19 protein-coding genes are annotated in these 22,019 nt (G+C 65.1%); 13 read left to right on the forward strand and 6 right to left on the reverse strand.

Annotated elements, in window-relative coordinates; all coding sequences use genetic code 11:
• Positions 1-158: 158 nt before the first annotated feature.
• Complete coding sequence (uvrA, locus tag RRF64_RS18195; protein ID WP_323847345.1) at positions 159-2,993, reverse strand: excinuclease ABC subunit UvrA; 2,835 nt, start codon at positions 2,991-2,993, stop codon at positions 159-161.
• A gap of 128 nt (positions 2,994-3,121) precedes the next feature.
• Between uvrA and RRF64_RS18200 the strand changes: the two genes are divergently transcribed.
• From RRF64_RS18200 to RRF64_RS18215, 4 genes are all read left to right on the forward strand, one after another.
• Entirely contained in the window at positions 3,122-4,543 is a 1,422-nt protein-coding gene (locus RRF64_RS18200) for a mannose-1-phosphate guanylyltransferase/mannose-6-phosphate isomerase (protein ID WP_323847346.1), read from the forward strand.
• A gap of 89 nt (positions 4,544-4,632) precedes the next feature.
• Positions 4,633-5,808 (forward strand): MFS transporter, encoded by a 1,176-nt coding sequence (locus RRF64_RS18205; RefSeq protein ID WP_323847347.1) that lies wholly within the window; start codon positions 4,633-4,635, stop codon positions 5,806-5,808.
• A gap of 149 nt (positions 5,809-5,957) precedes the next feature.
• On the forward strand, positions 5,958-6,551 hold the full coding sequence (gene ssb, locus RRF64_RS18210) for a single-stranded DNA-binding protein (RefSeq protein WP_323847348.1): 594 nt from the start codon (positions 5,958-5,960) through the stop codon (positions 6,549-6,551).
• A 20-nt stretch (positions 6,552-6,571) separates the two neighbouring features.
• Positions 6,572-7,423 carry a sugar nucleotide-binding protein gene (locus RRF64_RS18215; RefSeq protein ID WP_323847349.1) on the forward strand — a complete coding sequence of 284 codons (852 nt, stop codon included), beginning with the start codon at positions 6,572-6,574 and terminating at the stop codon, positions 7,421-7,423.
• A gap of 256 nt (positions 7,424-7,679) precedes the next feature.
• Here RRF64_RS18215 and fabB read toward each other — a convergent pair whose 3' ends face one another.
• Together fabB and fabA are read right to left on the reverse strand one after the other, a co-directional pair.
• Complete coding sequence (gene fabB / locus RRF64_RS18220; protein ID WP_323847350.1) at positions 7,680-8,903, reverse strand: beta-ketoacyl-ACP synthase I; 1,224 nt, start codon at positions 8,901-8,903, stop codon at positions 7,680-7,682.
• A gap of 125 nt (positions 8,904-9,028) precedes the next feature.
• Complete coding sequence (gene fabA, locus RRF64_RS18225) at positions 9,029-9,553, reverse strand: 3-hydroxyacyl-[acyl-carrier-protein] dehydratase FabA (RefSeq protein ID WP_323847351.1); 525 nt, start codon at positions 9,551-9,553, stop codon at positions 9,029-9,031.
• Positions 9,554-9,833: 280 nt separating this feature from the next.
• Between fabA and galU the strand changes: the two genes are divergently transcribed.
• A complete protein-coding gene (galU, locus tag RRF64_RS18230; RefSeq protein ID WP_323847352.1) occupies positions 9,834-10,682 on the forward strand; it encodes a UTP--glucose-1-phosphate uridylyltransferase GalU in 849 nt (282 codons plus the stop codon).
• Positions 10,683-12,047: a phosphohexomutase domain-containing protein gene (locus RRF64_RS18235; RefSeq protein WP_323847353.1), complete on the forward strand. Its 1,365-nt coding sequence runs from the start codon at positions 10,683-10,685 to the stop codon at positions 12,045-12,047.
• A gap of 502 nt (positions 12,048-12,549) precedes the next feature.
• Here the strand turns inward: RRF64_RS18235 and RRF64_RS18240 are convergent.
• On the reverse strand, positions 12,550-13,512 hold the full coding sequence (locus RRF64_RS18240) for a polyprenyl synthetase family protein (protein ID WP_323847354.1): 963 nt from the start codon (positions 13,510-13,512) through the stop codon (positions 12,550-12,552).
• Positions 13,513-13,778: 266 nt separating this feature from the next.
• Here RRF64_RS18240 and rplU point away from each other — a divergent pair, with 266 nt between their 5' ends.
• The 7 genes from rplU (at position 13,779) to RRF64_RS18275 (ending at position 19,192) form a co-directional block, all read left to right on the forward strand.
• Positions 13,779-14,090: a 50S ribosomal protein L21 gene (gene rplU, locus RRF64_RS18245; protein ID WP_323847355.1), complete on the forward strand. Its 312-nt coding sequence runs from the start codon at positions 13,779-13,781 to the stop codon at positions 14,088-14,090.
• An 18-nt stretch (positions 14,091-14,108) separates the two neighbouring features.
• Complete coding sequence (gene rpmA, locus RRF64_RS18250) at positions 14,109-14,366, forward strand: 50S ribosomal protein L27 (RefSeq protein ID WP_323847356.1); 258 nt, start codon at positions 14,109-14,111, stop codon at positions 14,364-14,366.
• Between the two features lie 329 nt (positions 14,367-14,695).
• The gene (gene cgtA, locus RRF64_RS18255) at positions 14,696-15,895 is read left to right on the forward strand and encodes an Obg family GTPase CgtA (RefSeq protein ID WP_323847357.1); all 1,200 of its coding nucleotides are present in this window, start codon (positions 14,696-14,698) and stop codon (positions 15,893-15,895) included.
• 69 nt (positions 15,896-15,964) lie between these two features.
• Complete coding sequence (proB, locus tag RRF64_RS18260) at positions 15,965-17,107, forward strand: glutamate 5-kinase (RefSeq protein WP_323847358.1); 1,143 nt, start codon at positions 15,965-15,967, stop codon at positions 17,105-17,107.
• A 65-nt stretch (positions 17,108-17,172) separates the two neighbouring features.
• Positions 17,173-17,808 carry a LysE family translocator gene (locus RRF64_RS18265; protein ID WP_323847359.1) on the forward strand — a complete coding sequence of 212 codons (636 nt, stop codon included), beginning with the start codon at positions 17,173-17,175 and terminating at the stop codon, positions 17,806-17,808.
• Positions 17,809-17,844: 36 nt separating this feature from the next.
• A complete protein-coding gene (locus RRF64_RS18270) occupies positions 17,845-18,471 on the forward strand; it encodes a hypothetical protein (RefSeq protein ID WP_323847360.1) in 627 nt (208 codons plus the stop codon).
• A 124-nt stretch (positions 18,472-18,595) separates the two neighbouring features.
• Entirely contained in the window at positions 18,596-19,192 is a 597-nt protein-coding gene (locus RRF64_RS18275; protein ID WP_323847361.1) for a DUF899 family protein, read from the forward strand.
• A gap of 99 nt (positions 19,193-19,291) precedes the next feature.
• On the opposite strand, the gene rpsT is transcribed toward RRF64_RS18275, so the two are convergent.
• Positions 19,292-19,558, reverse strand: coding sequence for a 30S ribosomal protein S20 (gene rpsT, locus RRF64_RS18280; RefSeq protein ID WP_323847362.1), 267 nt, complete (start codon positions 19,556-19,558; stop codon positions 19,292-19,294).
• Between the two features lie 216 nt (positions 19,559-19,774).
• Entirely contained in the window at positions 19,775-21,868 is a 2,094-nt protein-coding gene (locus RRF64_RS18285) for an ATP-binding protein (RefSeq protein ID WP_323847363.1), read from the reverse strand.
• Between the last annotated feature and the right edge of the window lie 151 nt (positions 21,869-22,019).

Raw genomic sequence — 22,019 nt, forward strand, 5'->3', positions numbered from 1 at the left:
TTTTTGGTAGCGATGAGTTAATCACAGGGATTGGCAAATACCAACGGTCGCCGCCTGTCCGGTTTACGTGGCAGCGGCGAGTAACTGCCGGATGCCCAAGGAAAAAAGGGCGAAGCCTTGTGGCTTCGCCCTTTGTTTTTTGGCGTCGGTGCGGTGACTCAGGCGCGCGCCGCCGCCAGCATCGGCTTCAGGAAACGCCCCGTATGGGACGCATCGATCTCCGCGACCTGTTCGGGTGTGCCGGTGGCAATGATCTGGCCGCCGCCGGAGCCGCCCTCCGGGCCCAGGTCCACGATCCAGTCGGCGGTCTTGATCACGTCCAGGTTGTGCTCGATCACGACGATGGTGTTGCCGTGATCGCGCAGGCGGTGCAGTACGTCGAGCAGCAGCTGGATGTCGGCGAAGTGCAGGCCGGTGGTGGGCTCGTCGAGAATGTACAGGGTCTTGCCGGTATCGCGTTTGGACAGTTCGCGCGACAGCTTGACCCGCTGCGCCTCGCCGCCGGAAAGCGTCGTCGCCGCCTGGCCCAGTTTGATATAGGACAGGCCCACATCCATCAGCGTCTGCAGTTTCTTGGCGATGGCCGGCACCGGGTCGAAGAATTCCCGCGCGTCCTCGACGGTCATCTCCAGCACTTCGTGGATGTTTTTGCCCTTGTACTGCACTTCCAAAGTTTCGCGGTTGTAGCGCTTGCCCTTGCAGGTGTCGCAGGGCACGTAGATATCCGGCAGGAAGTGCATCTCCACCTTGATCACGCCGTCACCCTGGCAGGCCTCGCAGCGGCCGCCCTTGACGTTGAAGCTGAAGCGCCCCGGCTTGTAGCCGCGGGATCTGGCCTCCTGGGTGCCGGCGAACAGATCGCGGATCGGCGTGAATATTCCCGTGTAGGTGGCGGGGTTCGAGCGCGGCGTGCGGCCGATCGGGCTCTGGTCGATGTCGACGCACTTGTCGAAATGCTCGAGACCGCGCACCGTCTTGTAGGGCGATGCCTTTAGCGTGGTCGCCTTGTTCAGCGCCGTGGCCGCCAGCGGGTACAGGGTGGTGTTGATCAGCGTCGACTTGCCGGAGCCGGACACGCCGGTGACGCAGGTGAACAGCCCCACCGGAATCTCCAGATCGACACTCTGCAGGTTGTTGCCGGTCGCGCCCTCGATTTGCAGAAACTGGTCGCCCGCCGGGTTGCGCTGTTCCGGCACGGCGATCTGCTTCTTGCCCGACAGGTACTGGCCGGTGAGGGAGCGGTCGCAGGCCGCCACCTGGTCGCGGCTGCCGGCCACCACCACCTCGCCGCCGTGCACGCCGGCGCCCGGGCCTATGTCGACAATAAAGTCGGCGGTGCGGATCGCGTCCTCATCGTGCTCGACCACGATCACCGTGTTGCCGATATCGCGCAGGTGCGTGAGCGTGGCGAGCAGGCGCTCGTTGTCGCGCTGGTGCAGGCCGATGGAGGGTTCGTCGAGAATGTACATGACGCCGACCAGGCCGGCGCCGATCTGGCTGGCGAGGCGAATGCGCTGCGCCTCACCGCCGGACAGGGTTTCGGCGCTGCGGTTCAGGGTCAGATAATTCAGGCCGACGTCCACCAGGAAGCGGAAGCGGTCGCGCAGTTCCTTCAGGATCTTGTCGGCAATCTCTTTCTGCGCGCCCTGGAATTTCAGCTGGTGGGCGAAATAGTCGAAGGCGTCGCCCACCGGCAGCGCGGTGATCTGTGCCAGGGTGCGGTCGTCGACGAACACGTTGCGCGCCTCGCGGCGCAGGCGGGTGCCCTCGCAGTCGGGGCACTTCTGCGTACTCAGGTATTTGGCCAGTTCGTCGCGCACCGACTGCGATTCGGTGTCGCGGTAGCGGCGCTGGAAGTTGGGGATGATGCCCTCGAAGGTGTGGCGCCGGATGGTCACGTCGCCGCGGTCGTTGACGTAGCTGAAATCGATCGGCGTGTCGCCGCTGCCGTGCAGGATGGCTTCGCGATATTTCTTTGCGAGTTTGTTCCACGGCTTGTCCAGATCGAAGCCGTAGTGCTCGGCCAGTGAAGCGAGCATGTGGTAGTAGTAGATATTGCGCCTGTCCCAGCCGCGGATGGCACCCTCGGAAATACTGCTGTCCGGGTCGAGGATGACTTTATCTTCGTCGAAAAACTGCTTGACGCCGAGACCGTCGCAACTGGGGCAGGCGCCGGCCGGGTTGTTAAAGGAGAACAGGCGCGGCTCCAGTTCGTCCAGCGAGTAGTCACAGACAGGGCAGGCGTGGCGCGCAGAGAAAAGGCGGTCGTCCTCCTTGCCGTCCATAAAACTGATGGACGCTATGCCATCGGTCAGGCTCAGTGCCGTCTCGAAGGATTCCGCCAGGCGCAGCTGCAGATCGTCGCGCACTTTGAAACGATCCACCACCACCTCGACGGTGTGTTTCTTGCGCTTGTCCAGTTTGGGCGTGTCGTCGAGATCGCAGACCAGGCCGTCGATGCGCGCGCGCACGAAGCCGTCGCGGCGCAGCTGCTCGAACACGTGCAGGTGTTCGCCCTTGCGGTCGCGCACTATCGGCGCCAGCAGCATGATCCTGGTGCCCTCCGGCAGGGCCAGCACCTGGTCCACCATCTGGCTGACGGTCTGTGCCTGTAGCGGTTCCCGGTGGTCCGGGCAGCGCGGTTCGCCGACGCGGGCGAACAGCAGGCGCAGGTAATCGTAGATCTCGGTAATGGTGCCGACGGTGGAGCGGGGGTTGTGGGAAGTGGATTTCTGCTCGATGGAGATGGCCGGCGACAGGCCCTCCACGGTGTCCACGTCCGGCTTCTCCATCATCGACAGGAACTGGCGCGCGTAGGTGGACAGCGACTCCACATAGCGGCGCTGGCCCTCGGCGTAGAGGGTGTCGAAGGCGAGGGAGGACTTGCCGGAGCCGGACAGGCCGGTGATCACGATCAGCTTGTCGCGGGGAATATCCAGATCGATATTCTTCAGGTTGTGGGTGCGCGCACCCCTTACGAAAATCGTGTCCACGCTCTTGCTACCTTGGCCGGGAAAACAGGCAAGTATAATCCCGCGCTGTACTGTGCCAAAATTCTGCGGGCTAAAAATTTACCAACTAACCTTCGATCCATGATCCCCAGCAAAATAACCGGCAATTCATGATCCCAGTCATTCTCTGTGGTGGCACCGGCTCGCGCCTGTGGCCGCTGTCCCGTGAAGCCTATCCGAAACAGTTCCTGCCGCTGGCGGGCAGCGACACCATGTTGCAGGCTACCGCGTTGCGTCTGGACGGACTGCCGCAGCTGCAGGCGCCGATTCTCGTCTGCAACGAGGAGCACCGCTTCGCCGCCGCCGAGCAGCTGCAGGAAATCGGCCGCGCGGCGCAGTCGATACTGCTCGAACCCTGCGCTCGCAACACGGCGCCGGCCATAGCGCTGGCAGCCCTGGCGGCCCTGGAGAGCGGGGGAGGTGGGGGCGACGACGATCCGCTGCTGCTGGTGTTGCCGGCGGACCACGCGGTCGCGGATGTGGCCGCTTTCCAGGCGGCGGTGACGCAGGCCACCGAACTGGCGCAGCAGGGCCACCTGGTGACCTTTGGCATAGTGCCGACCCGCGCCGAAACCGGTTACGGTTATATCCGCCGCGGTGAGGGCGCGGGTGATGGCGTCTGGAAAGTGGCGGAATTCGTCGAGAAGCCGGATGCGACCACCGCGGAATCCTATCTGGCCAGCGGCGAATACTCCTGGAACAGCGGCATGTTCCTGTTCCGCGCCTCGCGCTATATCGAGGAGCTGGGCCAGCACCGCGCCGATATTCTCGAAGCCTGCCAGTCCGCTTTCGCCGGCGCCGCGCGGGACCTGGATTTCACCCGTGTCGATGCGGCCGCCTTCGCCGCCTGCGCCGAGGAGTCGGTGGACTACGCGGTGATGGAGAAGACGGAATCCGCGGCGGTGGTGCCGATGGCTGCCGGCTGGAGCGACGTGGGCTCCTGGTCCGCACTCTGGGAACTGGCGGACAAGGACACCAACGACAATCTGCTGCACGGCGATGTGCTGGTGGAGGACAGCGCGGGCTGTCTGGTGCGCGCCGACAACCGGCTGGTGGGCCTGCTCGGCGTGCGCGACCTGGTGGTGGTGGACACCGACGATGCGGTGCTGATCGCGGACAAGCAGCGGGTGCAGGAGGTCAAGAAACTGGTGCAGAGCCTGAAGCGCTCCGAGCGCAGTGAGGCCCAGCGCCACCGCAAGGTCTACCGCCCCTGGGGCTATTACGATTCCATCGATGCCGGGCCGCGCTTCCAGGTCAAGCGCATCGTGGTCAAGCCGGGCCGGCAGCTGTCCCTGCAGATGCACCACCATCGCGCCGAGCACTGGATAGTGGTGCGCGGCACGGCGAGAGTGACCCGCGGCGACGAGGAACTGCTGGTCACCGAAAACCAGTCCACCTATATCCCGCTGGGGGTGACCCACCGCCTGGAAAACCCGGGCACCATCCCGCTGGAGCTGATCGAGGTGCAGTCCGGCAGCTACCTGGGCGAGGACGATATAGTCCGCTTCGACGATGATTACGGGCGCCGCTGAGCCGCAGCGGACGTCCGAATCGCCCCTACAGTCTCACCACCCTCCGCTGTTACAATGCGCGCCCTGTTTGATGCTGTCCCGGGAATCGCATGAATTCCACAGAGCGCCGCGCCCTGACCGGCCTGGCTTCCCTATATGTCTTCCGCATGCTCGGCCTGTTTATGGTGTTGCCGGTCCTGTCGGTGTACGGCGCCGACTACCGCGGCAGCACCCCGGCGCTGCTGGGGCTGGCACTGGGCGCCTACGGGCTGAGCCAGGCGCTGCTGCAGATCCCGCTGGGCATGCTGTCGGACCGCTGGGGGCGCAAGCCGGTGATCTACATGGGGCTCGCGGTGTTCGCCTTCGGCAGCCTGGTGGCGGCGCAGACCGACTCGGTCTACGGGCTGATCGTCGGCCGCGTGCTGCAGGGCTGCGGCGCCATTGCCGCGGCCACCATGGCGCTGGTGGCGGACCTGACGCGCAGCGAGAAGCGCGGCATCGCCATGGCGATTATCGGCGGTGCCATCGGCGTGGCCTTTATGCTGGCGGTGATACTCGGGCCGGCCCTGGCCGGCATCGGCGGGCTGTCGGCCATTTTCTGGCTGACGATGGCGCTCGCCCTGCTGGGCATACTGCTGGTCTGGCGCCTGGTGCCGACACCGCCGGCGGCGCGCGGCCCGGCGGTGTATCGCGGCGGTTTCCGCAGCCTGCTGCGCAGCGGGGATACCTGGCAGCTGGTCAGCGGGGTCTTCTTTTCCCATCTGCTGCTGACCGCGCTGTTTGTCGCGCTGCCGCTGGTGGTGGTGGACAGGCTCGGCCTGCCCGCGGCCGAGCACTGGAAGCTGTACGGCCCGCTGATGCTGGGGGCCTTTGTGGTGATGCTGCCGCTGCTGCGGTTCGCCGAGCGCAGCGGACAGGTGCCGCTGGCGATGGGACTGGCGCTGCTCGGTCTCGCCGCCGGCAGTGCGGCCCTGCTGCCCGTCGGCGGCGGTGCGGCGCTGGTGGCGCTGCTGGCAGCTTTCTTTATCGCCTTCAATCTGCTGGAGGCACTGCTGCCGGCACAGCTGACCCGGGTGGCGCCGGCGGACGCCCGCGGCGCGGCGACCGGGCTCTACGCGACGCTGCAGTTCCTCGGCGCCTTCTTCGGTGGCAGCCTGGGCGGTTACCTGTTCGGCCTCGGTGGCACCGGGGCTGTGGCGGCACTGGGCTTCGCCGTACTGCTGCTGTGGGCGCTGATCTGGTGGCTGCTGCGGATGCGCGGCCTGGAGGCGGGTAGCGCTTACTAACCGGCGGCGTCTGTTGTATGCTGCTGGATAAAAATACACTGGTCGCCGCTAGTGGCGGCCGCGCAGAGACTGCGCAAGAGTGAACCCAGAAATTTAACATTTGAACGACTATTACTCCGGGCGCGGCCCGGGCGGAAGAGGAGAGGGCCATGGCCAGGGGTATCAACAAAGTTATTCTGATCGGCAACCTGGGGAACGACCCGGAAACCAAATATATGCCCAGCGGCGGCGCAGTCACCAATGTCAGCCTGGCCACCAGCGAGACCTGGAAGGACAAGCAGACCGGTCAGCAGCAGGAGCGCACCGAGTGGCACCGCGTAGTGTTTTTCAACCGCCTGGCGGAGATCGCCGGCGAGTACCTGCGCAAGGGCTCCAAAGTCTATATCGAGGGCTCGCTGCGCACCCGCAAGTGGCAGGACAAGACCAGTGGCCAGGACCGCTACACGACTGAGATCGTCGCCAGCGAAATGCAGATGCTCGACGGCCGTGGCGAGCAGGGTGGCTTTAATCAGGGCATGGGTGGCCAGGGCATGGGTGACCAGGGCGGTTACGAGCAGCAGGGTGGCGGCTTCCAGGGCGGTTATCAGCAGGGCGGCTACCAGCAGCAGGGCGGCGGTCAGGCGGGGTCCTACGGCCAGGGCCGCACCGCGCCTTCGCCGATGGCACCGTCCAATAAGCAGCCTTCGAGCCAGGGGCCTGCCGGCGGTTTCGACAACAGCTTCGACGACGACATTCCCTTCTGATCTGAGGCGCAGCACACCCCGTGGCAGAGTTGCATACCGGTTACAGGCCGGATTCGGTCGCGGTTATCGGCGCCGGCAATGAAATCGACGGCGCACTGCAGAAGCGCCTGCAGCGCGCCGGTTTCCGCGTGCAGCTGCTGGCGCCGGGCGAGCTGGCCAAGCTCCGCCCGCGCTCGATCGTGATCAATGCGTCGGCCTGCGCCGGGGCCCAGAACATGCCGGAGGCTCTGCGGGTGTGCGAAGCGCTGGCGCACAAGAACTGCAGCTATCTTCTCCATCTCTCTTCCTACCAGGTGTTTCCCGGCGGCACGCGCAAGCGCTATGACGAGGACGACACCCCGGCACCTGCGTCGGATGCCGGGCGCCAGTGGCTGGCCTGCGAACAGGCACTGGCCGGGCACCACAACCTGACCATTCTGCGCTTCGGCTGGATGATCGACCGCAATGACGACGCCCTGCTGGGGCGTATACTGCGCGGCCTGGTGGCGCGTCAGCCCATCGCGCTGGACGACGAGAGCCGCGGCAGCCCGGTCACGGTAATGGATATGGCCAGGGTTACGGTGGCCTTGGCCCAGCAACTGGCCAGCGGTGCGCCGTCATCCGGTATCTATCACTACGGTGCCGCCGACAGCTGTACTGCGATGGAGTTTGCGCGCGAAGTCGTGGAGCGGGCCCAGTCCTTCTACGATGAGGATTTTTCCCCGGAGCTGAATGCGCTGCCGGCGGGCGAGGGCCACAGTGTGGTGCTGGCCTGCGGCAAGCTGCGCGACGTGTTCGGCATCCAGCAGCGCAGCTGGCGCCAGGGGCTGACCCGGCAGGTGGAGCTGTGGCTGGAGCGGCTGGAGGCGGACAAGGGCGGCGATTCGGCCTAGCCGCCGGCCGTTTATTTGATTCCGTAGGGGCGGACCGCGTGTTCGCCCTTTTTCGTTGCGCAGGCTCTAGGCAGTTCGGTGGCGGCCCTGGCACCAGGGCCTTCGCATCGACACTCGCGCTATCGCGCGCTATGTGTAGGAGCGGCCCATGGCCGCGAGCGGTGCTTGGGCTGCCCCGGACGTCGACCGCAGCCAAACACCAATAAAAAGGGCGATCCGAGGATCGCCCTTTTTATTGGTGCTGTCTGTCGGTCGATCAGACCTTGTCGAAAATCAGGCAGGCGTTGGTGCCGCCGAAGCCGAAGCTGTTGGACATGGCGCGCCTGATTTCCTGCTCGCGCACCTTGGTCACCAGGTCCATGCCTTCCGCGGCGGGATCCCGGTTGTCCACATTGGCGGAGGCGGCGATAAAGTCGTTCTGCATCATCAGCAGGCAGTAGATCGCCTCCTGCACGCCGGCGGCGCCGAGGGAATGGCCGGTCAGGGATTTGGTGGAGGCGAAGGCCGGAACCTGGTCGCCAAACACGGTGCGCATGGCTTTCAGTTCCGCCACGTCGCCCACCGGGGTGGAGGTGCCGTGGGTGTTGATATAGTCCACCTTGCCCTCGAGACCCTTGCCGTCCATGCCGGCCAGCGCCTGCTGCATACAGCGCACCGCGCCCTCGCCGCTCGGGGCCACCATGTCGTAGCCATCGGAGGTGGCGCCGTAGCCGGTCAGCTCGGCGTAGATGGTGGCGCCGCGGGCCTTGGCGTGTTCCAGTTCCTCCAGCACCAGACAGCCGCCGCCGCCGGCAATGACGAAGCCGTCGCGGTCCGCGTCATAGGGGCGCGAGGCGCGGGTGGGCTCTTCGTTGTACTTGGTCGACAGGGCGCCCATGGCATCGAACAGGTGCGTCAGGCTCCAGGCCAGCTCCTCGCCGCCGCCGGCGAAGACGATATCCTGCTTGCCCATCTGGATCAGCTCGGCGCCGTGGCCGATACAGTGCGCGCTGGTGGCGCAGGCAGAGGAGATGCTGTAGTTCACGCCCTTGATCTTGAAGGGCGTGGCCAGACAGGCGGAGACGGTACTGCTCATGGTCTGCGGCACGCGGTAGGCACCGACGCGGCGTACCCCCTTCTCCTTCAGCACCTGCGCTGCCTCGATGACCTCGCGGGTGGAGGTGCCACCGGAGCCCATTACGAGGCCGGTGCGGTTATTGGAGATGTCGCTCTCCTCCAGGCCGGACTTGTTGATGGCTTCCTGCATGGCGATGTACGCATAGGCGGCGGAATCGCCCATAAAGCGCAGTACTTTGCGGTCGATATACTCTTTGAAATCGATGTCCACCGGGCAGGCAACCTGGCTGCGCAGGCCCAGCTCGCGGTACTCCTCCTGGTAGCGGATGCCGCTGCGGCCCGCCTTCAGGGAGGCTGTCACCTCCTCGGTGTTGGTGCCGATGCAGGATGTAATACCCATTCCGGTAATGGCAACCCGGCGCATAGTGATCTCCAATAAAGCTTTTCGACAGTGTACTTAGTTATTCTTGTCAGAGTTGGTTCGCAGCGGACCTGTCCGGGCGAAACCTGCCCGGCCGGGGCTGCCCGACCGGAGATACCCGACTGGACTTAAAAATTGTCGGTGCGGGTAAACAGGCCCACGCGCAGGTCTTTCGCGGTGTAGATCTCGCGGCCGTCCACGGAGACGGAGCCGTCGCCGATTCCCATCACCAACTTGCGCTCCACCAGGCGGCTCATCTGTATATGGTAGGTGACCTTCTTGGCGGTCGGCAGTATCTGGCCGGTGAACTTCACCTCGCCGCAACCCAGGGCGCGGCCGCGGCCGGGATTGCCCTTCCAGGCCAGGAAGTAACCCAGCAGCTGCCACATGGCGTCGAGACCCAGGCAGCCCGGCATCACGGGGTCGCCGGGAAAATGGCACTCGAAGAACCACAGGTCCGGGTGGATATCCAGTTCTGCAATCAACTCGCCCTTGCCGTAGACGCCGCCATCCTTGGAGACATGGGTGATGCGGTCGAGCATCAGCATATTGGGTGCGGGCAGCTGGGCATTGCCCGGGCCGAACATCTCACCGCGAGAACAGGCCAGGAGCTCTTCTTTGCTGTAGCTGCTTTTTTGAACGAAATTACTCATTGGGTCCCCGTTGTTGGGTGTTTGCGCAATAAAGAGTGGGCGCTTTTGCAAGAGCGGGCATTCTAAGGTCTGAGGATAGCTTGTCCAGTCGGTCATAGCCCTTTTTGTGACTGGTGCGCGGATTGCTGACACAGATTTGTAACAGTTTCTCGGGAGGCTGTGTCACTTGGCGACACCGGTCAGTGGCAGCACTCTACGAGTGAACGCTGTATGGGATTTGTGATAAGTTTCCCCGTCTAGCGCGGGGGAGCGCATTCGAAAAGAATTGTTGGGGTTAAGAATGCTTAAGAAATGTCTGTTTCCGGTGGCCGGCTACGGCACCCGGTTCCTGCCGGCCACCAAGGCCATGCCCAAGGAAATGCTGCCACTGGTGAACAAGCCGCTGGTGCAGTACGGCGTGGAGGAGGCCATCGAGGCCGGCCTGAACGAGATCGGCTTCGTGACCGGTCGCGGCAAACGCGCCATCGAGGACCATTTCGACACCAATTTCGAGCTGGAACACCAGATTTCGGGGACCGGCAAGGAAAAATATCTCGACAGTGTGCGCCGGGTGATCGACAGCGCCAGCTTCTCCTACACCCGCCAGGGGGAAATGCGCGGCCTCGGCGACGCCATACTGCAGGGCCAGCGCCTGGTGGGAGACGAGCCCTTCGCCGTGGTACTGGCGGACGACCTGTGCCTGAACGCGGACATCGGCGTGCTCGGGCAGATGGTGCAGCTGTACAAGCAGTTCCGCTGCAGCATTGTCGCGGTAGAGGAAGTGCCGAAGGAGCATATCCACAAGTTCGGCGTGATCGCCGGCAACGAGATCAAGCCGGGCCTCTACCAGGTCACCGATATGGTGGAGAAGCCGGCGGCGGAAGACGCGCCCAGCAATATGGCGATTATCGGTCGCTATATCCTCACGCCCGATATCTTCGACCTGATCCGCGAGACGCCGCCGGGCAAGAACGGCGAAGTGCAGATCACCGATGCGCTGCTGGCCCAGGCCCAGCGCGGCTGCGTGCTGGCCTATCGCTTCAAGGGGCGCCGCTTCGACTGCGGCTCCGTGGACGGCTTTATCGAGGCCACCAACTACGTTTACGAGAATGTTTACCTGCCGGAGCAGGCTGAGCTGGAGAAGAAGTAAATGACCGAGCTGACCTGTTTCAAGGCCTACGACCTGCGCGGTCGCGTGCCGGACGAGCTGAACACCGATATCGCCTACCGCGTGGGCCGCGCCTTCGCCCAGTTCCTGGGTGCGCGCCGGGTGGTCGCGGGGCACGATATCCGCCTGACCAGCGGCGAGCTGACCGACGCCCTGGCCAATGGCCTGCGCGACGCCGGTGCCGATGTATTCCATATCGGCGAGTGCGGTACCGAGGAGGTCTATTTCGCCACCTTCCACGGCCTGTTTGATGGGGAAAAAGCCGACGGCGGCATCTGCGTGACGGCCAGCCACAATCCGATGGACTACAACGGCATGAAATTCGTGCGCGCCGGCAGCCGCCCGATCAGTGGCGATACCGGCCTGCTGGATATCAAGCGCCTGGCGGAAGGAAACGATTTCGGCCCGGTGGACAAGCGCGGCGAGCTGAGCCGCTACGAGCACCGCGCCGACTTCGTGCAGCACCTGCTGGGGTACGTCGACACCGCCGCATTGAAACCCCTGAAGCTGGTGGTCAATGCCGGCAACGGCGGCGCCGGCACAGTTGTAGATGCATTGGCACCGCACCTGCCATTCGAGTTTGTGCGTGTGCATCACCAGCCGGACGGCAATTTCCCCAACGGTATCCCCAACCCGATCCTGCCGGAGAACCGCAGTGCCACTGCGGAAGCGGTGCGCGAAAGCGGTGCCGATTTCGGCATCGCCTGGGACGGCGACTTCGACCGCTGCTTCTTCTTCGACGAGAGCGGCGACTTTATCGAGGGCTACTATGTGGTCGGCCTGCTGGCGGAGGCCTTCCTCGTCAAACATCCGGGTGCGAAAGTGGTGCACGACCCCCGCCTGACCTGGAATACCGAGGACATAGTTCGCGCCGCCGGCGGCGAGCCGGTACAGAGCAAAACCGGCCACGCGTTCATCAAGGAGCGCATGCGCAAGGAAGACGCCATCTACGGCGGTGAGATGAGCGCGCACCACTACTTCCGCGATTTCGCCTATTGCGACAGCGGCATGATTCCGTGGCTGCTGGTCGCGGAGCTGGTCAGCCGCAGCGGCAAGTCGCTGTCACAGCTGGTGGGCGAGCGCATGGCCGCCTTCCCCTGTTCCGGTGAGATCAACTCCAAAGTCGAGGACCCGGCGGCGCTGCTCAAGGCGGCCGAAGCGCAGTACGGCCCGGGTGCAGAGAGCGTGGAGCATGTGGACGGTCTCAGCGTCGCCTTCGCCGACTGGCGCTTCAACCTGCGCATGTCCAACACCGAACCGGTGGTGCGACTGAATGTCGAGTCCCGCGGGGATGAGGCGCTGATGCGGAAGAAGACCGAAGAGCTGCTGAAGCTGATACGTGGCTGATTCCGGTTCCTGCCGGATGTAAGGGCGAACCTTGTGTTCGCCCTTTTTTGTATCTGGTTCCGTGGTGCTTTGTTCTCCTACGTGGCGGCAAAGCACTGGGTGCGCCATTTCAAAACCGCTGTGAATACATCCCTGTACGCTCCGTCGGCGACATCCCTGTCGCCGACGGTTTTGAAATGGCGCACCCAGCACTTTACCTTCTATTCAAACCACGTAGCGTTGTAAGCATGGTTCTGACAGGCGAGCTTTCCGGTCGGAATGATCGTAACGCGAAGGCCCTGCTGCCGGGGGCAACTTTGCGGGACTGTCGGCCGGAGGGGCCGAAGGGGCCGCGATGGAGCGGCCGGGTAGCCCGGCCGAAAAGCCTCCAGGGATGGATTCACGGCGTGTCTCGCAAAGTTGCCCCCGGTAGCCGGGCCGCCACCAAATTGTCTACGAAGCACTGAACGAAAAAGGGCGAACACAAGGTTCGCCCCTACGATCTTGGTCCCCCGGGTCGGTGCTAAACCGTCCGCTCCACCGCAAAACTCGCCAGTTGCTGCAATGCGGTCTTCTGCTCGCTGTCGCGCAGGAAGGCCAGCTGGTCCTTCGCCTCATCCACTGCCGCCCGCGCCCGCTCCATGGTGTAGTCGAGCGCGCCGCAGGCCTCGATAGCTGCCACTATCTCCACCAGATTCGCGGCACTGCGCTGCTCGATCGCCTCGCGCACCAGCGCCGCCTGCGCCTCGGTGCCGTTAGCCATGGTATAGATCAGTGGCAGGGTCGGCTTGCCCTCGGCCAGGTCGTCGCCGACGTTCTTGCCCAGTTCCTCCGGGTTGCCGCGGTAGTCCAGGGCATCGTCCACCAGCTGGAAAGCCAGGCCGAGGCTGCGGCCGTAGAGTTTCAGAGCCCGGCGCTCCTCGTTGGCGCAGCCCGCCATTACCGCCGCGGTCTCGCAGGCGGCCTCGAACAGGGCGCCGGTCTTCTTGTGGATCACGGTGAAGTAGTTGTCCTCGCTCACCGCCGGATCGCCGGCATTGACCAGCTGCTGCACCTCGCCCTCGGCGATGGTGTTGGTGGTGTCGGAGAGGATGGCCATGATGTCCATGTCCTGCAGGGCCACCATCATCTGGAAGGCGCGGGAGTAAAGGAAGTCGCCCACCAGTACCGCGGGGGCGTTACCCCACTTGGCGTTGGCGGTCAGGCGGCCGCGGCGCCTGTCCGAGGTGTCCACCACGTCGTCGTGCAGCAGCGTGGCGGTGTGGATGAACTCGATGATCGCCGCCAGATCGATATGATCGCGGCCTTTATAGTCACAGGCCCGCGCGCACAGCAGCACCAGCAGTGGCCGCAGGCGCTTGCCGCCGGCCTCGACCAGGTAGTGGCCGATATTTTCCACCAGGGGAACGTCCGAGTGCAGTTGGTCGAGAATGCGCTGGTTGACCGCGGCAAAATCGTCGGCGGCGACCCGGTGAAAAGGCAACATGCATGGATTCCTTATACTGCTTCTTAGGGCTATCCGGAGAGGGCCGGACGGCAGAGGGGCGCTATTGTATCAATCCGGCGAATTGATTAGAATCTGCGCCCCGCTCGAGCCGGTCCCCCCAAGTCCAGTTGGCAAGTTGGGCTGGGCCCGCCCGGCGGCTGATTTTAAACAACACGGCGCAAGCTCCCAAAACGCGGAGCAGTGACTCAACGGTTTTGATGGGTCTCTCCCGCTGCTTCGTGTCGTCCATTTTGGAGCATAGAAATATGTACGCTGTAATTGAAAGCGGTGGCAAGCAGCACCGCGTAGAAGAGGGCGAAGTACTTCGCCTGGAGAAACTGGAAGTAGCCACCGGCGAAACCATCGATTTCGACAAGGTGCTGATGGTTGTCGATGGCGACAAGATCAACATCGGTGCTCCCGTCGTAGGCGGCGCTAAGGTAACTGCTGAAGTGGTCAGCCACGGCCGCGGCGAGAAGGTGAGAATCATCAAGTTCCGCCGCCGCAAGCACTCCCTGAAGCGCCAGGGCCACCGTCAGTGGTACACCGAAGTTAAAATCACTGGCATCAAGGCATAAGCAGAGGAGTAACGACTCATGGCACACAAGAAAGCTGGCGGTAGTACGCGCAACGGTCGCGATTCCGAAAGTAAACGCCTGGGCGTGAAGCGCTTTGGCGGCCAGTCTGTATCCGCAGGCAGCATCATCGTGCGTCAGCGCGGCACCAAGTTCCACGCCGGCGTCAACGTAGGTATGGGCAAGGACCACACCCTGTTCGCCACCGCGGACGGCATGGTGAAGTTCGAAGTGAAAGGCCCCAACAACCGCAAGTTCGTTTCCATCGAAACAGCCTAAGCGGTTCCAGGCCTAAGCTTCAAAAAAGCCCCGCCCTTTGCGGGGCTTTTTGCATTCGGGCCATGCGTGGCCCTCATCGGTGGGCAGCCTTCGGCTGTGCAAAACGGCGTACCCGGCCGCTCCGGGCATTCGCGGCGCCTTCGGCCCTGCCGTTTTGTCATTCGGGCCATCCATGGCCCTCACCGGTGGGCAGCCTTTGGCTGTGCAAAACGGCGTCCCCGGCCGCTCCAGGCATTCGCGGCGCCTTCGGCCCTGCCGGTTTGTGTAGGAAAATCGTTGCAGATTACACTGCAAATTAGGAATACGACCGCGCAAGCGGTGGAGATAGCATGAAATTTGTCGATGAGGCGCCCATTCACGTGCAGGCCGGCAAGGGCGGCAACGGCTGCCTGAGTTTTCGCCGGGAAAAGTTCGTCGAGAAGGGCGGCCCCGATGGCGGCGACGGTGGTGACGGCGGTTCCGTCTACCTGGAAGCCGACGACGCCCTGAACACCCTGGTGGATTTCCGCTTCCAGACCCGCTATGCCGCCCAGAGCGGCGAGCCGGGTCGCGGGCGCAACTGCACCGGCGCCAAGGGTGACGACCTGGTCCTGAAGGTGCCGGTAGGCACCACCGTGATAGACGTGGATACCGGCGAGACCCTCGGCGATATGACCGCGGCCGGCGAGCGCCTGCTGGTGGCCCAGGGCGGCTGGCACGGCCTCGGCAACACCCGCTTCAAGTCCAGTACCAACCGCGCGCCGCGCCAGACCACCAACGGCTCCCTGGGTGAGGAGCGCAACCTCAAGCTCGAGCTGAAGGTGCTGGCGGACGTGGGCATGCTCGGCCTGCCCAATGCCGGCAAGTCCACCTTTATCCGCGCGGTGTCCGCGGCCAAGCCCAAGGTGGCCAACTACCCCTTTACCACCCTGGTGCCGAATCTGGGTGTGGTGAAGGTTCAGGCGCACCGCAGCTTCGTGATCGCCGATATTCCCGGCCTGATCGAGGGCGCGGCCGAGGGCGCCGGCCTGGGTATCCGCTTCCTCAAGCACCTCACCCGCTGCCGCGTGCTGCTGCATCTGGTGGATCTGGCGCCCTTCGATGGCTCCGATGCGGTGGAAAATGCCCGCGCCATCGAGCGCGAGCTGGCCAGTTTCAGTCCGACTCTGGCAGGGCGCGAGCGCTGGCTGGTGCTGAACAAGACCGACCTGGTACCGGCGGCGGAGCTGGAAGAGCGCTGCAAGGCGATCGTCGAGGCGCTGGACTGGCAGGGCCCGGTGTTCCGCGTGGCTGCGATCCGCGGCGAGGGCACCGACGTGCTTTCCGGTCGCCTGATGGACTACCTGGAGCAGCGCAAGGCCGAGGAGGAGGCCGATCCGGAGCTGGCCGAGGCGGAGCTGGAATCCCAGCGGCAGATGCAGCGCGAGGCGCGGGAGCGTATCGACGAACTGCGCGAGATCCAGCGCACCAAGCGCCGCGCGGCCAAGGGGCAGGATGACGACGATTGGGACGACGATGATCACGATGTCGAGATAGAATACCGGCATTAACAGTCCGGCCGGACAGAGGTGTTGCCCGGCCTTTTGCCCCGCGTGGGGTATTCTCGGGGAGGGAATTCCGTGCAAGCTCGGCAACATCTCGCCGCCAGTCGGCGCTGGGTCATCAAGATCGGTAGCGCCCTGCTGACTGGCAGTCTTGAGCGAAATGAATGGGGCCGCGGCGTAAACCGCGCGGCGATTTTCAACTGGGTGGAACAGATAGCCGCGCTGCGCAAGCGCGGCGTCGAGGTGATCCTGGTCTCCTCCGGCGCCGTGGCCGCGGGCATGGATCGGCTCGGCTGGCGCCGCCGGCCGGAATCCATCCACCAGCTGCAGGCCGCCGCGGCCATCGGCCAGAGCCACCTGGTGCAGGTCTACGAGCACGCCTTCGGCCAGTTCGACAGCCGCACCGCGCAAATTCTGCTGGACCACGACGACCTCTCCAACCGCACCCGCTACCTCAACGCCCGCAGCACCCTACGCACCCTGTTGTCCCTCGGCGCCGTGCCCATCGTCAACGAGAATGACACAGTGGTCACCGATGAGATCCGCTTCGGCGACAACGACACCCTGGCGGCACTGGTGGCCAACCTGGTGGAGGCGGACGCGCTGCTGATACTGACCGATGCCGACGGCCTGTTCACCGAGGACCCCCGCGACAATCCCGCCGCCGAACTGATCGGCCAGGGCTCGGCGGCGGACCCGCAGCTGATGGCCATGGCCGGCGGTTCCCGCAGCGGTCTCGGCCGCGGCGGCATGACCACCAAGGTGCGCGCCGCGCAGCTGGCCGCCCGCTCGGGCGCCAGCACGGTGATTGTCGGCGGGGCTACCGAAAACGTCATCGAGCGGGTGTGCGCCGGCGAGCCGCTGGGCACCCTGCTGTTGCCGGAGGCGGACCCGCTGACCGCCCGCAAGCGCTGGCTGGCCGGGCAGCTGCAGGTCCGCGGCGCGGTAATCCTGGATGCCGGTGCCGAGGCGGCGCTGCGCACCGGTGGCAGGAGCCTGCTCGCAGTGGGGGTCACCGCGGTCGAGGGGCGCTTTCACCGCGGCGACCTGATTTCCTGCCGCAACAGTGCCGGCGCGGAGATTGCCCGCGGTCTGGTCAACTACGACAGCGGCGAAACCGCAAAAATAGTCGGGCAGCCGTCGGAGCGGTTTGCCGAGCTGCTCGGCTACCGCGACGACGACGAGCTGATCCACCGCGACAACCTGATTCTGCTCTAGCGCGAATCCGCAGCGGCCCCTTTGTCTGCTGTGTGCGGCGGGGCCGCAGTAACCATGGAGGGGTGATGATATCGCTGACCGAATGGCTGGTGTTTGCCGGCGCGGCCCTGCTGGTGGTGCTCACGCCGGGGCCGAATATGATCTATCTCGTCTCGCGCTCTGTCTGTCAGGGGCGCAGGGACGGGTTCATTTCCCTGCTGGGGGTGATCGCCGGCTTCCTGGTACATATCCTCGCCGCCGCCGCGGGCCTGACCGCGCTGCTGCTCGCGGTGCCGCTCGCCTATGAGCTGCTGAAATGGGCCGGGGCCGCCTATCTGCTGTGGCTGGCGTGGCAGGCGCTGCGCCCCGGTGCCAGTTCCCCGTTCGATCCCGTGCCGCTGCCGCCGGACACGCCGTTGCGGCTGTTCGCCATGGGCTTTCTGACCAATCTGTTGAATCCGAAGGCCGCGCTCTTCTACCTGTCCATCTTTCCGCAGTTTATCGAGCCCGCGCGGGGCGCGGTGTTTTTCCAGGGGCTGCTGCTCGGCCTGACGCAGATGTCGGTCAGCTTTACCGTGAACCTGCTGATCGTGCTGTCCGCCGCAGGCGTTTCGCGCTGGTTCGGCCGCAGGCCGCTGTGGCTGGCGGTACAGCGTTATGTCATGGGCCTTGTGCTCGCCGGCCTGGCGCTGCGCCTGGCGGCTGAGCAGCGCCGGGCCTGATTGGGAACGGGCCTGATTGGGAATAAGGGAGGATCCATGAAAATCAATCTGTTTCGCCAGGGGGATTGGCGCCGGCTGCTGGTGGATATCCTGGTCGTGCTGATCGGCGTGCTGGCGGCGCTGGTGCTGAACAATGTCCGCGAGGATGCGGTGGCGGATCGAGCCGCGCGGGTGGCCAAGGCGCGGCTGATGCAGGAGGTGGAGCAGAACGCCGAGGAATTGCGCGATGCCCGCGAGGTCGTCGAGCGGCGCCTGTCCCTGCTGGGTGAGCTGCGCGGGCAGTTGCCGGCCGGCAAGAGCATGAAAGACCTGGTGGAGCAGTTCCGCGGCTTCTGGGTGGTCGAGCTGAATGCGTCGTCGTGGGAGTACCTGTCACGCAGCGCCCTGGCGGATTCGGTCGACCCGGACCTGCTGCAGGAGACCTTTGCGCTGTACAAGTTCAACAGGCAATTCGATCAGCTGAACGGCCAGATTGCGGATTTCGTTTACTCGGAAACCTTCGTCTTGCCGGATAGGGCTGCGACTGCACTGGATATATCCGAAGCGATTATGTGGCAGCAGTTGCGCTGGCTGGACTTGCTGCTGCCGCAATACCAGCAGTTTCTGTCCCGCTACGCGGAAGGGGGGCGCGAGGGCGACCGGAGGGTTGCCCTGAGTCAGTAGCGGGCGCCGGCGGGAGAGTTGGCACCGAAAAATTGGCACTGAAAGCCTCTCTCCGCCGGGGCGCGCCGCGCGACCCGGGTTAGTCTGGAGCATCGACAATTAACATTGAGCGAGGGGGTGTGCGATGGATGAAATCCGGCAGACGGAGCAGCAGATCTTCGAGTTGATGCAGAAGCTCAACGAGTTGCGCAAACAGCACCGCGGCGATGCGGTGCCCAACTACACATTTTCCACCCTCGACGGCGACGTCTCCCTGCTGGACCTGTTTGCCGGCCGGGAGCGGCTGTTGCTGATTCACAACATGGGGCAGGGGTGCCGCTACTGCACCCTGTGGGCGGACGGCTTCAACGGCTTTGTGCCGCACCTGGAATCGGCCATGTCGGTCGTGCTCGTTTCCAGGGACGCACCGGAGGTGCAGCGCCAGTTCGCCAACAGCCGCGGCTGGCGCTTCCGCCTGGCATCCCACGGCGGCGGCGACTATATCCGCGAGCAGTCGGTGCTGCCGGGCGAGGCCAATATGCCCGGCGCGGTGGTCTATGAGCGGGACGGCGACACCATCTACCGCAAGAACAGCTCCGTATTCGGCCCGGGTGATATCTACTGTGCCATGTGGAGCCTGCTCGGGCTCGCCGGGCTGGGCGAGGCGGACTGGACGCCGCAGTTCAATTACTGGCAGCGCCCGCAACAGCTCGATGACGGCGGGGCCAATCTGCTCGAGTAAATTAGCCGCTGTCCCGTCCACAAACGAAAAAGCCCCGCAATTGCGGGGCTTTTTATGGATCGCCTATCGGTCGCGATCGGGAGTCGCGCTGAGCCGGGATCAGGCGGCCAGATCTTTGATCTGCGCGTTCAGGCGGCTCTTGTGACGGGCGGCTTTATTCTTGTGAATAATGCCCTTGTCCGCCATGCGGTCGATAACCGGTACCGCTTCCGCGTAGGCTGTCTTGGCTTTTTCCGCATCACCTGCATTGATGGCCGCAACTACCTTCTTGATGTAGGTGCGCACCATGGAGCGCAGGCTGGCGTTGTGATTGCGGCGCTTGTCGTTCTGGCGCGCGCGCTTCTTCGCTTGAGGTGAGTTGGCCACCGGTTGCTCCTGTCTGGAATCTCAATAAATCTGTAACTAACAGGCCCTGGGGCCCGATTGGGACGCGACATTATCCCCACGGTTGGTTGTTTGTCAACCATGATCGGGGCCCGGGACTCGGAATGTGGGAGCCTGCCCTGCAGGCGATTGGCCGGCAGGCCCGTTTCGCCAGCAGGGCTGGCTCCCACAGGGAGGCTCCGCCGGGCTCGGTGCCTTTCAGCGCGGCAACTCCAGGGTAAAAACCACGCCGCCATCGTCTTCCCGGTTGGCCGCGCTCAGGCTGCCGCCATGAAAGTCGGCGATCAACCTGGCGATATGCAGCCCGAGGCCCAGATGGCCGGCCCGGCCGCCGTCGTCGCGCACCGAGACCAGCGAGTCGAACAGCTTGTTGGCGTATCCCTGTGGCAGCAGCGGGCCGTCATTGTCCACCGCCAGCCGGTAGCCGCCCTTTTCCCGGCTCGCCGACAGGCGAATCGCGCTTCCCTGCGGCGCGAAGCTGCAGGCGTTGTCCACCAGCTTGTCGAGCAACTGCGCCAGCAGCTCCGGCGCGCCGCGGCACGGCAGGGTGCCGTCCGGCTTTTCCAGTATGAAGCGGTGTTGCGGCTGGGCGTCGCCATAGCTCTGCACCAGCACTGCGAGCAGATCCGCCAGGTCGAAGGCTTCGGTCTCGGCCTGGCGGATGCTCGCCTCCAGATTGCTGGCGGCGGACAGGCTGTTCAGGATGCCGGACAGGCGCGCGCTGCCGTCCATCGCCCGCTCGGCGTAGCGGCGACTGTCGCCGTCGAGCTCGCCGGCGGACAGGTTGTCGAGGGATGAGCGCACCACCGCCAGCGGCGTGCGCAGCTCGTGGGACAGCTTGCTCGCCAGCGTGCGCAGGTACTGATGGTACTGGTCCAGCTCGGCCAGCAGGCTGGCGAAGGCGCCATTCAGCGCGCCCAGTTCGTCGCCCATGCGCGAGCGCGGGAAGTCGCCGCGCAGTTTGCCGCTGGCGTCCACGGCATTGCGCGCGGCCCGGTGCAGGCGGCGGATGCGCCACGACAGCCAGCTGGCGTAGCCGAGCAGCAGCAACAGCGCGGTGCCGGCGGCGGCGCAGCTGATCAGCCACAGCCGGTGCGCGGCGGATTCGGTCAGCGACTGCAGCGCCTCGCCGGACTGCAGCGCCACCACGCGGCCCAGCAGCGGGCGCTCGACGATGTCGTCGGCGCGGGTGATGACCGGCACGCTGACGGCGCCGATACGCCGCTCCAGCGGGCCGCGAAACCACTGCTGTAATTCGGCGCGGTGCATTGAGACAGCCGCAGGCGCTGAACCGGCCGCAGGCGCTGAGTCGGCCGTGGGCGCTGTCATGGACTCCGGCAGGGCCGCGCTCGAGATATTGTCCGGCAGGGGCGGCAGCGTCTCGCGCGCCAGCAGGCGGCGGTAAATCCAGCTGCGCAGCCAGGACTGCGCTTGATCGTCCGCATGATTCCGCTGGACCTGCCCGCTGCTGGCGAGCAGGAAGCCCTCGCTGTCGACCACTGCCAGGCGCAGCTGCGGCCGCGCGAAGTGGTCCAGTTCCGCCTGCAATTGCGCCAGTGGCTGTACCAGTTTGCCCGGCAGGCCGTCCGCGGGCAGGCTGCTGGCGCTGCGCCGCGGCGGACCGCCGTCGCTCTGCGCGCGGTCGGCGATCGCAATCGCCAGTTCGCCGCCGGTCAGCCCGTAGGGCAGGGCCAATTCCAGCTGGTAGCCGCGCGCGGACGAGGTCCAGCGGCCGCGCATGCGCAGTTCCCGCTCGTCGGTGCCGCGGCGCAGGTCGCGCCACATGGCCTGCACCGGCCCCTGACTGGCGACCGGCAGTGTGTAGTGGCGGTCCGCGGTATACAGTTCTACGGCATCGCCGCTGGCGAGCAGACCGGTGCGCGGATCCTGGTAGGTCGGGGTGTCGTCGGCGACGGTGAGCAGCAGATAGACCTGGCTGTCGCGGCGGCCCAGTGTCACCTGCGCCAGGGCCTCGCCGCGCCCGTCGGGCAGCGCCCGCGCCGGTAGCTCCAGCTGGCGCCAGTCATCGCCGTATCCGTCCAGTATTGGCGCCTGGGGCAGGGGGTTGAGATAGAGCTGGGCGCCGGGCGGGCGCGCGTGGCGCTCCGGGTCCGGCGCGATCAGGTGCGGCGCGCTGGCCAGGCGGGCCGCCACCGCGCTGGCGGTGGCCTCGAGGGCCTGCATCTGCCCCTGGGCGAGGGCTTCGTCCACCTGGCGCAGGTACTGGCAGCCGGCCCAGGGCAGGGCCAGGGCGACCAGACTGACGAGCAGGAGTTGGCGGCGCAGTTTCATGCCGGGAGCGCCGAGCCCCGGCTCGGCATTGCCGCGCCGCGGAGAATCGCCTGCAGGGCAGGCTCCCACAAAAGGCCAATTACAGCCCCGGATCTGTGGGAGCCAGCCCTGCTGGCGATTTGGGGCCGTCCATGATCGCCTGCGAAGCAGG

The organism is Microbulbifer magnicolonia (genome assembly GCF_035117725.1).
Taxonomy (GTDB): domain Bacteria; phylum Pseudomonadota; class Gammaproteobacteria; order Pseudomonadales; family Cellvibrionaceae; genus Microbulbifer; species Microbulbifer magnicolonia.

Coding starts and splice junctions, on each gene's coding strand:
- RRF64_RS18270 (WP_323847360.1), top strand. CDS start 17,845: ATGAAAATCAATCTGTTTCGCCAGGGGGATTGGCGCCGGCTGCTGGTG.
- ssb (WP_323847348.1), top strand. CDS start 5,958: ATGGCCAGGGGTATCAACAAAGTTATTCTGATCGGCAACCTGGGGAAC.
- fabB (WP_323847350.1), bottom strand. CDS start 8,903: ATGCGCCGGGTTGCCATTACCGGAATGGGTATTACATCCTGCATCGGC.
- cgtA (WP_323847357.1), top strand. CDS start 14,696: ATGAAATTTGTCGATGAGGCGCCCATTCACGTGCAGGCCGGCAAGGGC.
- RRF64_RS18200 (WP_323847346.1), top strand. CDS start 3,122: ATGATCCCAGTCATTCTCTGTGGTGGCACCGGCTCGCGCCTGTGGCCG.
- rplU (WP_323847355.1), top strand. CDS start 13,779: ATGTACGCTGTAATTGAAAGCGGTGGCAAGCAGCACCGCGTAGAAGAG.
- fabA (WP_323847351.1), bottom strand. CDS start 9,553: ATGAGTAATTTCGTTCAAAAAAGCAGCTACAGCAAAGAAGAGCTCCTG.
- RRF64_RS18240 (WP_323847354.1), bottom strand. CDS start 13,512: ATGTTGCCTTTTCACCGGGTCGCCGCCGACGATTTTGCCGCGGTCAAC.
- RRF64_RS18275 (WP_323847361.1), top strand. CDS start 18,596: ATGGATGAAATCCGGCAGACGGAGCAGCAGATCTTCGAGTTGATGCAG.
- RRF64_RS18285 (WP_323847363.1), bottom strand. CDS start 21,868: ATGAAACTGCGCCGCCAACTCCTGCTCGTCAGTCTGGTCGCCCTGGCC.
- rpmA (WP_323847356.1), top strand. CDS start 14,109: ATGGCACACAAGAAAGCTGGCGGTAGTACGCGCAACGGTCGCGATTCC.
- RRF64_RS18205 (WP_323847347.1), top strand. CDS start 4,633: ATGAATTCCACAGAGCGCCGCGCCCTGACCGGCCTGGCTTCCCTATAT.
- galU (WP_323847352.1), top strand. CDS start 9,834: ATGCTTAAGAAATGTCTGTTTCCGGTGGCCGGCTACGGCACCCGGTTC.
- RRF64_RS18265 (WP_323847359.1), top strand. CDS start 17,173: ATGATATCGCTGACCGAATGGCTGGTGTTTGCCGGCGCGGCCCTGCTG.
- RRF64_RS18235 (WP_323847353.1), top strand. CDS start 10,683: ATGACCGAGCTGACCTGTTTCAAGGCCTACGACCTGCGCGGTCGCGTG.